We start from the raw sequence: 14,003 nt of genomic DNA, 5'->3' as shown, positions 1-14,003 counted from the left end.
CGATGATCGGCGAATCCGAGCTGCACAGGGGCTACCACAGCGGACGGCCGACATCCGTTTGACCTGCGGTTTGCAGCCCGCGTGGCACAGTCGGACACATGGTGCCCGGCCGCTCCATCAGGGCTCGGATGACGCTCGCGACGGTGGTGTCGTTCGGCGTCCTCCTGCTGGGCGGAGCGGGCCTGCTCTCGGCGACGTGGCCGTCCAGAGCCCGCGCTGACCTGGTCTCGCAGGCCGCCACCGCCAGCAGGCACGTCACCACGATCATCGACGCCCAGCGCTTCGAGGGCCCCATCCCGCCGATGAACGGCATCGGGCTGCTGCAGATCGTCGACTACGAGGGCCGCGTGGTCGCCGCCAGCGCCGGCATGCTCGGCCAGCCGCCGATCACCCAGGCCCGGCCCACCGGCGGTGACTCACAGGTCGAGACCCGGGAGTGCCGGCCGGAAGGCTGCCTCGCCGTCGTCGGCACCAGCAACCGCGCCACCGTCTACGGCCCCGTCGTCGCCTACGCGGCCGTCCGCGAGCCGTTCCTGCTGCACTCGCCGTACCTGAGGGTCATGCTCTTCGGCTCCTCCGCGCTGCTGCTGGCGCTGATGGCCTGGGGCACCTGGTACGGCGTCGGCCGCGTGCTCGCCCCCGTCGAGCAGATCAGGCAGGGCCTGCAGAGGATCAGCGCCGAGGACCTCAGCTCCCGCATCGCGGTGCCGGACTCGCGCGACGAGGTGGCCGAGCTGGCCGCCACCGTCAACGAGACGCTCGACCGGCTGGAGGACGCCGTGGACCGGCACCGGCGCTTCGTCTCCGACGCCTCCCACGAGCTGCGCACCCCCATCACCGGGCTGATGGTGCGGCTGGAGGACGGGCTGTACGAGCGCGGCGAGGCCGACTGGCGGGCCGCGCTGGACGACGCGCGGCGGCTCGCCGACATCGTGCAGGACCTGCTGCTCATGGCCCGCCTGGACGCCGGGGCGCCGGTCAAGAAGAAACGACTCGACCTCGGCCGCCTGGTCGAGGACGAGGTCGCGCGGCGACCCTCCCGGCTGCCCATCACCGTACGCGCCGAGCCCGGCGTGCACGTGCACGGCAACCGGCTGCGGCTGGCCCGCGTCCTGACCAACCTGCTGTCCAACGCCGACCGCTACGGCGACTCCAAGGTGGAGGTGCACGTGTGGGGCAACGGGGACGAGGCGGTGCTCGAAGTGGTGGACGACGGGCCCGGCATCCCCGAGGAGAAGCGGGAGCAGGTGTTCGAACGCTTCACCCGCCTCGACGTGACCCGCTCGCGCGACCTCGGCGGCAGCGGCCTAGGGCTGCCGATCGCCCGGGACATCGCCAGGGAGCACGGCGGAGAACTGGCCATCGAAGGGCCGCAGACGCGGCTCGTCCTCCGCCTGCCCCGCGATTAGGCCCGCCTGCACCTTGACGCGCTCGTCGACGTCGGGGCGCGCGCTCAGCACCTCGTGGATCCGCTGCAGCCGGGTCGGCCCCGACCAGCGGCGGGCGGCCGTCCGCATGAGGCTGAGCACCTCGCGGCCGGGCAGCACGCGGGCGTCCTCCGCCAGCCTGCGCAGCACCTGGTCCACGTACTGCCAGGTCGGGCCCTCCGCCAGCGCGACCGCGTACCTGCCGCTGTCCGGAGTCTCGCTCAGCAGGAGGTCGAGCAGCAGCGCCACAGGAGAGCGCGGGTACGCCTCCAGCGTCGGATCGACGTCCGCCGCGTAGGGGAGGAGGGCGGCGTACAGGTGGCCGAGCAGCGTGTCGTCGCGGAAGGCGATCTCGCGCATGTGGATCGAGCCGCTCGACCGCATCCTGCGGGCCGGCTGCGGCCTCTCGCCCGGCCAGGTGAAGAAGACCAGGTCCGCCACGTCGATCTCGGCGTCCCGCTCGAAGGTCACCTCCAGCGTCCTGACCCCGTCGCGCAGCTCGTGGCGGACCTTGACCGTGCGGATCAGCGCGTCCCACTCGGCCCTGGTGAGCTGGGAGTGCCACAGGCGGGTCATCCTGCGCCACAGCTCGTTCGCCTGCTCCGGCTGGGCGCTTCCGAACAGCTCGGCCCCCGTCACCGGGCCGCCGGCCGCAAGGACCGCGAGCAGCATCAGGTTCGCGGCGTAGGCGGCGCAGCGGGCGGTCACGTCCGCTCGGGTGGGCTGGTAGGCGTCGTACGCAGAGCCCGGCCTGGCCTGCAGTGCCCGCGAGAACAGCTCGCACAGGTGCCGCTTGAGGATCTCGCGGCGATCCTCCGTGAGGTCGGTCGTCAGGCGGTGGGCCAGGAAGTCCACCGTGGGGGCGCGGCCCACAAGCGCGGCGAACGACAGCAGGGCGTGCGGGAAGCCGTCGTCGGGGGTGGCCGGGCGGCGGCGCGACTCGGCGAAGGCCAGCTGCTCCGCCATGTCCGCCAGCTCCCTGGCCACCAGGCGGGCGACCAGGTATTCGCCGAAGGTGGCGTGCAGGAACTCGTACGTCCTGAGGCGTTCGTGGTCGCGCAGCGCCTGGGTGGTGTGAATGAAGAAGAACCCGCCGATCACGCCTTCCGCCTGCGTCAGCCGGCGGCGGAAACCCGTCCCCTCGGTCCTGTCCTTCGCGTCCGGCAGCAGCACATGCAGGTCCGCGTCCAGGTCGGCGTCCGCGATCCACTGACGGCCGCGGTTGAACATCGCGAACGCCGTCACCGACAGCCGCAGCAGCTCGTCCTCCACGGTCCGTTCGAGGTCGTCGTCCGGCAGCCCCGGGCGCGTCTTGGCGACCTCCCGGGCCGCGAAGCCGTGCAGGAGGCGCTCGTAGAGCTCGGCCTCGGGGAGGTCGTCGCGCATGAGGCGCAGCGCGTTGGCGTCGGCGTCGTAGAGGGCTAGAAGGGACAGCAGGAGCGGCTGACCGGCCAGCTTCGGTACGGCGAGCACTCTTTCGAGGGGCAGGGATCGCAGGTCGCGGTCGCGGAAGTATGTCTGGTTGGCGTTGTTCCAGACGGTGACCCACTGTTCGATCTGGTCGTCGTCGAAGGGCTCCAGACGGATGACGTAGGAACCCTCCGGCACACGGGCGCGATCTGCGACCGCTGTCCTTGAGGTGACGATGACCGCCAGCGCCCGCCCCTTCTCGGCCTGGGCGCGCTGGAACTCGGCGACCCGTTCCAGGTAGTCGCTCTGGTTGACGCCGGTCGCCTGGAGCAGCTCGTCGAACCCGTCCAGCATGACCACCGGGAGCGCGCCGCCGCCCGCGTGCACGAAGTCCGGCCAGGACATGTCCTCGTCCAGCGCGGCCCTGATGCCATATTCGATCTGCGTGAGAACGTCGGCGTCCGCCGGCACGCCGCGCAGCTCGACCCTGAGCGGGAGGAACTCGCTCGCCGGGAGGCGGGCGGCGAGCACCCTGGTCAGCACGGACTTGCCCGCTCCCGGCTGGCCGAGCACCAGCAGCGGGGCCTCGGCGGCGAGAGGTGTCGTCAGGTAGGCGGCCAGGAAGGCAGTGAGGTCGTCACGGTGGTCGGCCTGCGCCCACATCTCCTCGAAGGACACGAACGCCGAGTGCGGAATCAGACGGTATCTCGGGTCGATGTAGCCCTGTTCGAGCGAAGGAAGGGTCATTCCCGGGGGTGTGCGCGTGGAGGACATCATCGGGTGGCGTAGGGCGGCCCGGTTCGATGTGATGAGCGCGGTGAGGCGGTCGGGCAAGCCGCGAACCTGCGGGAGCGCGGCCAGCCGCTGCTCGATCCCGGCCAGGCCGTGCGCCAGCTGCCTTACCTCGGCCCTGGTGGCCTGGTGATCGGCGCGGTCGATCCAGCACGCCACCTCGGGGAACTCGGCGGCCATGCGGCGGAACAGCTCCTCGTAGCGGCGCAGCGCCCGGACCGGTATCTCGTCACCCAGCCGATAGCGTGTGGTCTCGTCCCAGCGGTCCCAGCAGGCGAGGCCGGACAGAACGTCGAGCACTATGTCCGTGAGATGGCGATAGTGGTCCACGAAGATCGCCAGCATGTGCTCATAGGAGAGGTCGGGGCCGGGGATCCTCATGGGGTCACTGGACAGTGAGCGTCGCTCATCGTTGTCGCCGAGCATGAGGCGCTGGTCGTCGAGGGTGAGTTCGCGCAGTACTTCCACCTCGGCGAGCGCTTCCAGAAAGGCGACCGTCACGATGATCGTGTGTGCCGCCGCCAGCCGCTCCGTGGCGTGATACCTGCTCAGGCCCTTGACCTTGTCGCGCAGCCGGCGGAGGAAGGCGTCACCCAGCCGGACCGCCTCGCCGCGGGCGTCGAACAAGTCGATCTCGCCCAGCCCGAACAATGCCAGGGACGAAGCCTTGTCGAGCAGGCCCGTGGCCATCGTCGGGCCACCCAGCCACGCCACGGCGTCACGGTAGGTCAGGAATTGCCGCACCTGCCCAGTCTGCCGGAGCCGGGGGTGATCGCGTTCCTAGAATGAGCCATGCCCACTGAGCCTCTTTCCCGAGCGCGTATCGTCGCCGCCGCCGTCGAGCTGATCGAGCGGGAGGGCGCCGATGCGATCTCCATGCGGCGCGTGGCGGCCGGGCTGGGGGTCGGCGTGATGTCGCTCTACAACCACGTGCCCAACAAGGACGCCGTGCTCGACGGGGTCGCCGAGGCGGTGCTGAGCGAGATCGAGTTCACCGACGACCCCGAGGCGCCGTGGAGCGAGCGCGTACGCGGGCAGGCGCGGGCGTTCCGGCAGATCGCCCGCCACTACCCGCGCTGCACGATGCTGGTGGTCAGCAGGCAACTGCACTCCACGGCGGGGCTGCTGCCGGTCGAGCGGGCGCTGGCGACGCTGCGTGACGCGGGGTTCGACGGGGCCGGCGCGGTGCGGGTGCTGCGCATGTTCATCGCCTACATCGTGGGCTCGCTGCTGCGGGAGGTGGGGGTGACGCCGACGTTCGCGCCGGCGCAGACCAGGACGATCAGCGCGGACGGAGTCGATCCCGCGCTGTTCCCCGAGGTGACGTCACTGGCGGAGCTGCTGGGGGAGTGCGATCACGAGGCGGAGTTCGAGTTCGGCCTGGACATGTTGATCAGGGCCGTCGAGGAGCGGGCTGGGCGTAGGGAGGGCACCCGGTAGTGGTACGGCACCGGATGCCCTCCTGAGCCTCCTAGTACCAGTTGTGCGATCTGAAGTGTCCCCAGGCGCCGCAAGGCCTGCCGTACCTCCCCTTGATGTAGGCCAGGCCCCACCGGATCTGTGTCTCCGGGTTGTGCTTCCAGTCGCGGCCCGCGCCGCGCATCTTGCCGGCCGGGAGGGCCTGCGGGATGCCGTACGCGCCGGATGAGCTGTTACGTGCCCGGTGGTTCCAGCCGCTCTCCCTGGTCCACAGGTTGTCGAGGCAGCGGAACTCGCGCAGGTTCCACGAGCGCTGGACGACGTGCCCCAGGGCGATCTTCTTGTTCCTGTTCTCCGGCCTGACGGCCGTGATCTTCGGCTGGGCCGACGTGGTCCAGGTCCTGGTCTTGATCGGCATCGTCTCGGCCTTGGCCGGAGTGCCGCCGATGACGGTGAATGCGCTGACGGTGATGAGTGTGCCCGTGAGCACGCGTTTGCTGTCCAAATCGATCCTTGCCATCGGGCCGCGTGCGGACGGGCGCGCTCGGCGCGCGCCCTGCCTGCCCGCGCCCGTGGCTCGGGCGCGGAGGGTCCGCGTGGCCCTCCGGGATCCTGTTGCCGCCCGATCGTGCTGGGCGGCCCGGAGGGCACCGCGACGTGTCCTTTAGCACGATTCCTATTACGCACAGTCACCATCGGTCACTTACAGTGACACGCGAAGGACGGGTGTTTGTGTGTTCGTTGCGGATAAAAGGCCCGCTCGCTGGAGCGGGATTGCCCGGCCCGCCTCCCGGCTGGGCGGGGCTTGCCGTAAAAAGCGCGCGAACCTGGGGTTTGGCTCAGTACCAATGGTGGGACTGGAAGTGGCCCCAGGCCCGGCACGGCGACTTGTAGCGCTGCTTGATGTAGCCGAGCCCCCAGTGGATCTGCGTGCGCGGGTTGGTGCGCCAGTCGCGCCCCGAGGCGGCCATCTTGTGGCCGGGCAGCGCCTGCGGGATGCCGTAGGCGCCTGAGCTGCGGTTGCCCGCGCGGTGGTTCCAGCCGCTCTCGCGGGTCCAGAGCTTCACCAGGCACCTGTACTGGCCGATGTCCCAGCCTCGCTTGGCCACCATGGTCCGAGCGATGGACTTGTTCCTGCCGCTGGTCTGGGAGCTCTGCGCCTGTGCGGCCGAGGCGCCGCCGGCCGCCACGAGCGTGGCGGTCAGCACCAGGACGCCGGTACGGCGGAGCATGGGCATGCGGGTTCCCTTTCGAGGGGGTTCATGGACCGCGCCACAGTGCCCGAGCGATTCTCTTGACAGCGAATTGACCAAGAAAATGAAGATCGTCAGTAAAAATCACGATATATACCTTCTTCAGGGGGTTTGTCCGAAAAATGAGGACTGTGTCACAAATCTGGTCCTGACTCGTTCTGTAGGGTCGGATCATGAGCCTCAGTGACATCCCGCTCCGCACCCTCGACGACGCCACCACCACGCTCGGCGCCCTCGCCTCCGGCGGCCCCGCCCTGATCGTGAACGTGGCCTCCCGTTGCGGCCTGACCCCTCAGTACGCCGCCCTCGTCGAGCTCCAGCGCCAGTACGGCCCCCGCGGCTTCACCGTCGTCGGCATGCCCTGCAACCAGTTCGCCGGCCAGGAGCCCGGCACCGCCGAGGAGATCCAGCAGTTCTGCGCCGCCACGTACGGCGTGGACTTCCCGCTCCTGGAGAAGGCCGACGTCAACGGCCCAGGACGGCACCCGCTCTACGCCGAGCTGACCCAGGCCGCCGACGAGCAGGGCGAGGCCGGCGACGTGCAGTGGAACTTCGAGAAGTTCCTCGTGGACGGTGAGGGCCGGGTCGTGGCCCGCTTCCGCCCCCGCACCACACCCGACGACCCGGCGGTCGTGGCGGCGATCGAGAAGCTGCTCTGACGCGGCGGTCGCCAAGCGTTACGAAGTCATGACGCTACGCGCGCGGGCCGGTGGGTAGTCATCCCCATTGTCGCTGGTCCGGCCCGCAGGGGAGCGTGATGACGATCAATCCGTACGCCGGCAACCCGTACGCGGGATCGCCCTTCACCTACGCCGCCGAGCCCTCCGTGTCGCCGTACGCGATCGTCGAGCTGATGCCCGGCGCGCGCAACCTGTGCGAATACGCCCGGGTCGCTCCGGGCGACCGGGTGCTGCTGATGATGGAGCACACGGTGGACCCGGTGGTCGTGCAGGCCATCGCCGCCGCCGCGGCGCTGCGCGACGCGGACGTGCGCATCCTGTCGGTGCCGCCGTTCAGCGCGGGCGGGTGGGACCGCGAGGCGCCGCTGCAGATCGAGACGGCCGCCTTCCACGAGGCCGACGTGGTGATCGGCGGCACGTGGTGGGGCGAGGTGCACAGCGAGCCGCTGTTCTTCGACCAGATCAGGGCGCGCTCCGCCCGGTTCGTGTCGCTGCACATGACCGCCACGGCCGGCGCGCTGCTGACCGGGGCCAGGCTGCCGGCCGAGGTCTTCTACGCGCTGGTGGCCAGGGCGCTGCGGCAGCTCGCCACGGCCTCCTCGATCAGGGTGACCTCCGCGCGGGGCACCGACCTGACGTTCGCCGGGTTCACCTTCGAGGACCCGGGGCCCGGCGGGCTGCGGCCGGGCGACTGGCGGCCGTTCCCGTACGGGGGCGTCAACTTCTGGCCCACCGAGACCGAGGGCATGCTCGTTGTCGAGGACTCCACCGTCACCGGCGTCCCCGAGGAGCCGCTGCGCATCACGCTCGAAGGCAACCTGGTCCGCAAGATCGAGGGCGGCGCCGCCGCCGCCCAGCTGCGCAGGTACGCGCCCGAGGGCTTCTACATGCGGCACGCGCTGTTCGGGCTCAACCCGAAGGTGCGGCTGGCCGGCGGCACCCAGTTCGAGCGGGAGAAGCACGCGGGCGCCTTCTACTGCGGGCTCGACGGGCTGACCGGCGGCCTGCCGGTGACCAGCGGGCCCGGCTTCGCGCACTGCGACTGCCAGGTGGACCGGCCGACCGTGGTGGTGGACGGCGAGCTGTTCGTCGAGCACGGGCGGCTGCTGCTGCTCGACGAGCCGGAGATCAGGCGGGCGGCGGCCAGGTTCGGCCCGCCCGAGGTGATCCTGGACGACAACCCGGTGCTGGTCCTGCCCCGCCGCTACACGGGCGGCGCCGGGTAGGGAGGCCACGGCGCGCCGCGAGCTGAAAGGTGCTCAGTGGCGGGGGCCGCAGCTGCCGCGCACGATCAGCTGCGTGGGCAGCACCACCGAGCGCGGACGCCGGCCGCCCGACCGCAGCACCAGCTCGGCCGCCCGATAGCCCATGTCGCGCCCCGGCTGGGCGACGACGGTCAGCGGCGGTGAGCACAGCTCGGCCCAGGGCACGTCGTCGTACATGACGAGCGAGACGTCTCGCGGCACCCGCAGGTCGAGCTCCCTGGCCGCGAGCACGGCCGCCTCGCCGAGCACGTTGCCGCCCGCGACCACGGCCGACAGGTCGGGACGGCTCTGGAACAGGCCGGACGCGGCGGCGTAGGCGGAGTCGCGGCTGCCGGTGCCGAACACGATCAGCTCCTCGTCCACCGGCTCGCCCACCGCCTCCCTGAACGCCGCGGCCCGCCGGTCATGGCCGGGGCCGCCGATGAACGCGATGCGCCGGTGGCCGAGGCCGCGCAGGTAGCGCACCGCCGTACGGATGCCTGACCGGTCGTCGGCCGTCACGGACGGCACGTCCAGCGACCGGGGACGCACGGGAGCGGGGGCGGCTCCGTCGAGCAGCATGAGGTCGTTGACCGCCCGCACCGCCGGGTCGTCGTCATCGGCGGACGGCACGGCGGGCAGCCGGTCGGCGAAGACCACCGTCATGCCCGCGCGGAGCGCCGGCGCCCAGCTCTCCTCGTCGCCCGACGGGACCGCGATGAGCCGGTCGACGCTCTGCTCCAGCAGCATGCCGATCAGCTCGGACTCCTGCTCGGGGTCGCCCGCCGTGGAGCCGAGCACGACCGGCTCGCCGGCCGAGCGGGCGCAGGCGAGCACACCCTCGGCGAGCTGGGCGTGGAAGGTGTCGGTCAGGTCGGGCACGAGCAGGCCCATGCCGCCGGTGCGGCGCTGGCGCAGGTTGCGGCCGAGCGCGCTGGGACGGTAGTCGAGCTGCGCCGCGACGGCCAGGACGCGCTCGCGGGTCTGCGGGCTGGCCGAGCCGCCGGACAGCACCCGGGAGACGGTGGCGACGCCCACGCCGGCCGCCTCGGCCACATCCTTGATGGTCGCCCGCTTTTCCATGGAAACGATTCCATCATGGTTTCCGGTAAAGAGGAAGATGGGCGAAGAACAAGGGCTGGTCACGCCGTAACCCTTGACACTCATGTCCGTTTCGGGTGAGATGCTTGAAAACGTATCCACGTGAGTGGGAAACGGGACCAACATCCGGGCCACAGCCCTGGAGCGCGAAGGAATGTCATGGCATCCATCGTTCTGACGAACGTCGACAAGGTCTACGCCGGTGGCGTCAAGGCCGTGAACGGACTCAACCTTGAAATCAAGGACGGCGAGTTCATGGTGCTCGTCGGCCCGTCCGGCTGCGGTAAGTCGACCGCGCTCCGGATGATCGCGGGCCTGGAGGACATCAGCGGCGGCGAGATCGCCATCGGCGACAAGGTGGTCAACCACCTCCCGCCGAAGGACCGCGACATCGCGATGGTCTTCCAGAACTACGCGCTCTACCCGCACATGACGGTCGAGGAGAACCTCGCCTTCGGCCTCAAGCTTCGCAAGATGCCGAAGCCGGAGATCCAGAAGCGGGTCAACGAGGCCGCCAAGATGCTCGGCCTCGAGACCTACCTCAAGCGCAAGCCGGCCGCTCTCTCCGGTGGTCAGCGTCAGCGTGTCGCCATGGGCCGCGCCATCGTGCGTGAGCCGCAGGCGTTCCTCATGGACGAGCCGCTGTCCAACCTGGACGCCAAGCTCCGTGTCTCCATGCGCGCCTCGCTCAACCAGATGCACGAGCGCCTCGGCGTCACCACCGTCTACGTCACGCACGACCAGGTCGAGGCCATGACCCTCGGCGACCGCGTCTGCGTGCTGCGCGACGGCATCCTGCAGCAGGTCGACACCCCGCAGAACCTGTTCGACAAGCCCGTCAACCTGTTCGTGGCCGGCTTCATGGGCTCGCCCGCGATGAACTTCGTCACCGCCGAGCTGGTGCGCGGCGACGGCGGCCCCGCGGTGACCTTCGCCGACATCAAGCTGTCGATCCCCGAGTCGACCTTCTCCGAGAAGCCGGGCCTCGACCAGTACGTCGGCAAGAAGATCATCCTCGGCATCCGCCCCTCCGACTTCGAGGACGCCGCCTCCGCCGGCAACCACGCCAACGGCTGGGCCACGCTGCCCGTCAAGGCGGAGGTCACCGAGGAGCTGGGCTCCGAGATCAACGTCCTGTTCCTGATCGACGCCCCGCCGGTCGAGCACAAGGACACCGTGGCCGCCGCCGACGCCGGTGACGACGAGGACAGCACGCTGCCGCTGGCGGGCGACAAGTCCCTGTGGACCGCCCGCGTCAACGCCCGCAGCCACGTGCGCCCCGGCCAGCAGATCGACCTGGTCGTCGACACGCACAACCTGCACTTCTTCGACTCGTCCTCGGGTCTGGCCATCGGCCACGAGGCCAACCGCTGAGGCGCTGACCTCCCATTCCCGGCCGCGGGCGACGCCCGCGACCGTCCGGGCCCCCACCGCGACCCCCTCCCGCGGCGGGGGCCCGCCTTTTTGCCGGCGTCCGATCGTCGGCGTCCGATCGTCGGCGTCTATCGTCAGCGGCCGATCCGCTGCGACACCATCGCCTGCACGCTGCGCGGGATGAGCCGCCCGATCGCCACGACGGCCTTGTAGCGCAGGTCGGGGATCGACACCCGCTTGCCGAGCGCGAGGTCGCGCATCGCGTCGCGCACCACGTCGTCGGCCTTGAGCCACATGAAGCCGGGGATGGTCGAGGAGTCCATCGAGGCCCGCTGGTGGAACTCCGTCCTGACGAACCCCGGGCACAACGCCATGATCTTGATGCGCGGGTCGCGCAGCTCGGCGGCGGCCGACTCGCTGAAGTTCACCACCCACGCCTTCGAGGCGCTGTAGGTGCCCCGCGTGAAGAACGCCGCCACCGACGCCACGTTCACGATCGCGCCGCGCTCGCGCTCACGCATGCCGGGCAGCGCCGCCAGCGTCAGCCGCAGCACCGCCTCGCAGTGCACCTTGAGCATGCGCGTCTCGCGCTCGACCGGCACGTCGGGGAAATTGCCGGGGTTGCCGAACCCGGCGTTGTTGATCAGCAGATCGACGCCGTCGCGCAGCCGCGACTCGACCTTGGCCAGGCCCTCGTCCGTCGCCAGGTCGGCGGGCAGCACCTCGACCGGCACGCCGTACCTCAGCTTGAGCTGGTCGGCGGTGCGGATCAGGCGGAGCTCGTCGCGGGCCACGAGGACGAGCGAATACGCGTCGGCGGCCAGGCGCCGGGCGAAAGCGGCGCCGATTCCTGAGGTGGCGCCGGTGATCAGTGCGGTAGGCATGTCTGAACCCTAACGTTCGTGGCAGGATGAGGGCCGTGCGCCTCGTCGTGGCCGTGTTCTCGTTCGCGCTCCTGCCCGGTGCCCTGCTGGCCTGCACGCCGGCCGCCCCGGCCCCTGTGACGCCGTCGGCCGCTCAGAGCTCCGCGAGCTCCGAGGCCGCCACCCCCTCGCCGTCGTCCAGCGGCAAGCTGCGGTTCACCGAGATCGCCACGCTGGAACAGCCGGTGGCGATGGCCGTGCGCAAGGACGACGACCGCCTCTACGTCGCCGAGCAGACCGGCCGGCTGCGCACCTCCGACGGCGCGACGGTCATCGACCTGTCCCGCGAGGTCAGCACCGGCAACGAGCAGGGCCTGCTCGGCGTCGCCTTCCACCCCTCGGGCCGCTGGCTCTACCTCGACTGGACCGACGCCCGGGGCGACACCCACGTCACCGAGTGGGCCTACGACGGCTCCAAGGCCACCGCCAGGCGCGACGTGCTCAAAGTCGACCAGCCCTACGCCAACCACAACGGCGGCCAGCTCGCCTTCGGCCCCGACGGCCACCTCTACATCGCGCTCGGCGACGGCGGCAGCGGCGGCGACCCTGAGGGCAACGGCCAGGACCTGGGCACGCTGCTGGGCAAGATCCTGCGCATCGACCCGCGCGGCGACGAGCCGTACGCGGTGCCGCGCGACAACCCGTTCGTCGGCAAGTCCGGCGCGCGGCCGGAGATCTGGGCGTACGGGCTGCGCAACCCCTGGCGCTTCACCTTCGACCGCGAGAGCGGCGACCTGTGGATCGGCGACGTCGGCCAGAACGCCTGGGAGGAGGTCGACCGCGAGCCGGCCGGCTCGAAGGGCGGCGCCAACTACGGCTGGAACCTGCGCGAGGGCAGGCGCCCGTTCCGCGACGGCGAGGCCGCCGACCTGGTCGAGCCGGTGATCGTCTATCCGCTGCAGGAAGGCGGTAACTGCTCGGTCATCGCCGGCCACGTCTACCGCGGCACGAAGATCCCGTGGCTGCGCGGCCACTTCCTGTACGGCGACTTCTGCGCCGGATGGGTGAAGGCCGCGCCCGTCGACGATCTCGACGCCGCGGCCGGCGTGGGCGAGGTTGAGCAGCTGTCGTCGTTCGGCGAGGGCCCCGACGGCGAGCTCTACGCGCTCAGCCTGGGGGGTCCGCTCTATCGCGTCGATCCTGCCTGACCCGCTCGATCAACGACTCCACCTGGTCGTTCAGCTTCGCGCCACGGGCCCATCCGGCGTAGTGGGTGAGGAAGACGACCACCTCGCGCAGCTCCGGCTCGTTCAGCTCGCCGGCGCGCAGGGCCACGTCGAGCTGGATCTCGGTCGCCTCGTGCAGGCCCTGACCGACCAGCAGGCCGAGCAGGAGCAACCGGCGCTCCCTGACCGACAGCACCGGGCGTGACCAGACCTCGGCGAACAGCCGCTCGGCCGTCATGCCGAAGGAGTCGACGGTCTCCATGGCGGGTTCTGTCATTGTTCGCTCCGCGGGTGTCGGAAGGGATCCTCATATCTTTCGCTACTTCCCGAGATGAACCAATGGGAGGTTGCATGAACGTTGGAGCCCCGAGGACCGGTTTCGAGGGAGGTCCCTGCCGATCTGTAACAAGTGAAGCCAATCTGCGGCCAAGATTTGGTCAAGATTTACTCCCGTGCATCGGGCCTCATTTCACCAGAAAGCGGGCACAACCACTCCGTTGGTCCGCTAAGCGGAGGTAAGCCCTGGTGAAAAAGACACGGGGGTTGATCGCGCTGTTGGCCGCGACCCTGACGCTGTCCGCGTGCGGGCAGCCGGAGTTCACCTACGTAAGGGACAAGAGCGGCACCACCTACTTCAAGGTGCCGGCCTCCTTCAAGCAGCTCGACGCGTACCCCATCGAGCTGTACCTGTCGGGGGACCACCCCCACTCGCAGGCGGCGCTGCTGCGGGCCCAGCGGGTCTGGTCGACGGCCTTCGACCAGTCGGCGCAACCCTCGGTCGCCCACCTGCTCGGCTCGGCCGACGCGTTCGTCTACGCCACCGTGCACCGGCTCACCGCCGAGCAGCGCGACGCGATCTCCCTCAACCGGCTGCGGGACTTCATCCTGCCGGTGACCGAGCAGACGCGCGCGCTCTACGCGCAGCAGGCCATGCTGACCGGCCAGGCGCCCCTGTTCAACCGCTTCGAGCCCATCAGCGACGACGTCCTCAGCCTGGACGGCGGCGCCAGAGGCGTGCACGTCCGCTTCAACTACCAGATCGGCGCGTACGTCCAGACGTTCGACCACACCGCCATCCTCGATGAGAAGGGTGCCACGGTCTCCGTCATGCTGATCGGCTGCCGCTCGACCTGCTACCGCGAGCGCGCCGCCGAGTTCGACACGATCGCGAGTTCTTTCAAGCTGCTCCGGCTGCCTGGATGAGGGAGCCCGTC

13 protein-coding genes are annotated in these 14,003 nt (G+C 70.3%); 7 read left to right on the top strand and 6 right to left on the bottom strand.

Annotation, left to right across the window (positions count from 1 at the left end):
• The first annotated feature begins 128 nt into the window (after positions 1-128).
• Positions 129-1,409, top strand: coding sequence for a HAMP domain-containing sensor histidine kinase (locus AB0K12_RS07545; RefSeq protein WP_364556491.1), 1,281 nt, complete (start codon positions 129-131; stop codon positions 1,407-1,409).
• On the opposite strand, the gene AB0K12_RS07540 is transcribed toward AB0K12_RS07545, so the two are convergent.
• Positions 1,308-4,373 (bottom strand): hypothetical protein, encoded by a 3,066-nt coding sequence (locus AB0K12_RS07540; RefSeq protein ID WP_364556489.1) that lies wholly within the window; start codon positions 4,371-4,373, stop codon positions 1,308-1,310. The two genes, AB0K12_RS07545 and AB0K12_RS07540, sit on opposite strands and share 102 nt — an antisense overlap.
• Positions 4,374-4,421: 48 nt before the next feature.
• On the opposite strand from AB0K12_RS07540, the gene AB0K12_RS07535 reads away from it, so the two are divergent.
• The gene (locus AB0K12_RS07535; protein WP_364556488.1) at positions 4,422-5,069 is read left to right on the top strand and encodes a TetR/AcrR family transcriptional regulator C-terminal domain-containing protein; all 648 of its coding nucleotides are present in this window, start codon (positions 4,422-4,424) and stop codon (positions 5,067-5,069) included.
• Between the two features lie 31 nt (positions 5,070-5,100).
• On the opposite strand, the gene AB0K12_RS07530 is transcribed toward AB0K12_RS07535, so the two are convergent.
• Positions 5,101-5,553, bottom strand: coding sequence for a lytic transglycosylase domain-containing protein (locus AB0K12_RS07530; protein WP_364556486.1), 453 nt, complete (start codon positions 5,551-5,553; stop codon positions 5,101-5,103).
• Positions 5,554-5,887: 334 nt separating this feature from the next.
• Positions 5,888-6,286: a transglycosylase SLT domain-containing protein gene (locus AB0K12_RS07525; RefSeq protein ID WP_364556485.1), complete on the bottom strand. Its 399-nt coding sequence runs from the start codon at positions 6,284-6,286 to the stop codon at positions 5,888-5,890.
• Between the two features lie 188 nt (positions 6,287-6,474).
• Between AB0K12_RS07525 and AB0K12_RS07520 the strand changes: the two genes are divergently transcribed.
• Both AB0K12_RS07520 and AB0K12_RS07515 read left to right on the top strand, forming a co-directional pair.
• The gene (locus tag AB0K12_RS07520; protein ID WP_364556484.1) at positions 6,475-6,960 is read left to right on the top strand and encodes a glutathione peroxidase; all 486 of its coding nucleotides are present in this window, start codon (positions 6,475-6,477) and stop codon (positions 6,958-6,960) included.
• A 98-nt stretch (positions 6,961-7,058) separates the two neighbouring features.
• Positions 7,059-8,207, top strand: a complete 1,149-nt coding sequence (locus AB0K12_RS07515; protein WP_364556482.1) for a hypothetical protein — start codon at positions 7,059-7,061, stop codon at positions 8,205-8,207.
• Between the two features lie 33 nt (positions 8,208-8,240).
• Here the strand turns inward: AB0K12_RS07515 and AB0K12_RS07510 are convergent, their stop codons facing one another.
• Complete coding sequence (locus tag AB0K12_RS07510) at positions 8,241-9,308, bottom strand: LacI family DNA-binding transcriptional regulator (protein WP_364556480.1); 1,068 nt, start codon at positions 9,306-9,308, stop codon at positions 8,241-8,243.
• A gap of 177 nt (positions 9,309-9,485) precedes the next feature.
• On the opposite strand from AB0K12_RS07510, the gene ugpC reads away from it, so the two are divergent.
• Complete coding sequence (gene ugpC / locus AB0K12_RS07505; RefSeq protein WP_364556478.1) at positions 9,486-10,700, top strand: sn-glycerol-3-phosphate ABC transporter ATP-binding protein UgpC; 1,215 nt, start codon at positions 9,486-9,488, stop codon at positions 10,698-10,700.
• 134 nt (positions 10,701-10,834) lie between these two features.
• Here ugpC and AB0K12_RS07500 read toward each other — a convergent pair whose 3' ends face one another.
• Positions 10,835-11,584, bottom strand: a complete 750-nt coding sequence (locus AB0K12_RS07500; protein ID WP_364556476.1) for an SDR family oxidoreductase — start codon at positions 11,582-11,584, stop codon at positions 10,835-10,837.
• A gap of 26 nt (positions 11,585-11,610) precedes the next feature.
• Here AB0K12_RS07500 and AB0K12_RS07495 point away from each other — a divergent pair, with 26 nt between their 5' ends.
• Positions 11,611-12,771, top strand: coding sequence for a PQQ-dependent sugar dehydrogenase (locus AB0K12_RS07495; RefSeq protein ID WP_364556474.1), 1,161 nt, complete (start codon positions 11,611-11,613; stop codon positions 12,769-12,771).
• Here AB0K12_RS07495 and AB0K12_RS07490 read toward each other — a convergent pair.
• The gene (locus AB0K12_RS07490) at positions 12,731-13,066 is read right to left on the bottom strand and encodes a carboxymuconolactone decarboxylase family protein (protein WP_364556473.1); all 336 of its coding nucleotides are present in this window, start codon (positions 13,064-13,066) and stop codon (positions 12,731-12,733) included. The genes AB0K12_RS07495 and AB0K12_RS07490 overlap by 41 nt on opposite strands.
• Before the next feature lie 266 nt (positions 13,067-13,332).
• On the opposite strand from AB0K12_RS07490, the gene AB0K12_RS07485 reads away from it, so the two are divergent.
• A complete protein-coding gene (locus AB0K12_RS07485; protein WP_364556471.1) occupies positions 13,333-13,992 on the top strand; it encodes a hypothetical protein in 660 nt (219 codons plus the stop codon).
• Positions 13,993-14,003: the final 11 nt, after the last annotated feature.

Origin of the sequence: Nonomuraea sp. NPDC049419 (genome assembly GCF_040676995.1) — a bacterium.
Taxonomy (GTDB): domain Bacteria; phylum Actinomycetota; class Actinomycetes; order Streptosporangiales; family Streptosporangiaceae; genus Nonomuraea; species Nonomuraea salmonea.
Note: the sequence above shows the minus strand (reverse complement) of the source record. Positions and strands in the feature narration are given on the sequence as shown.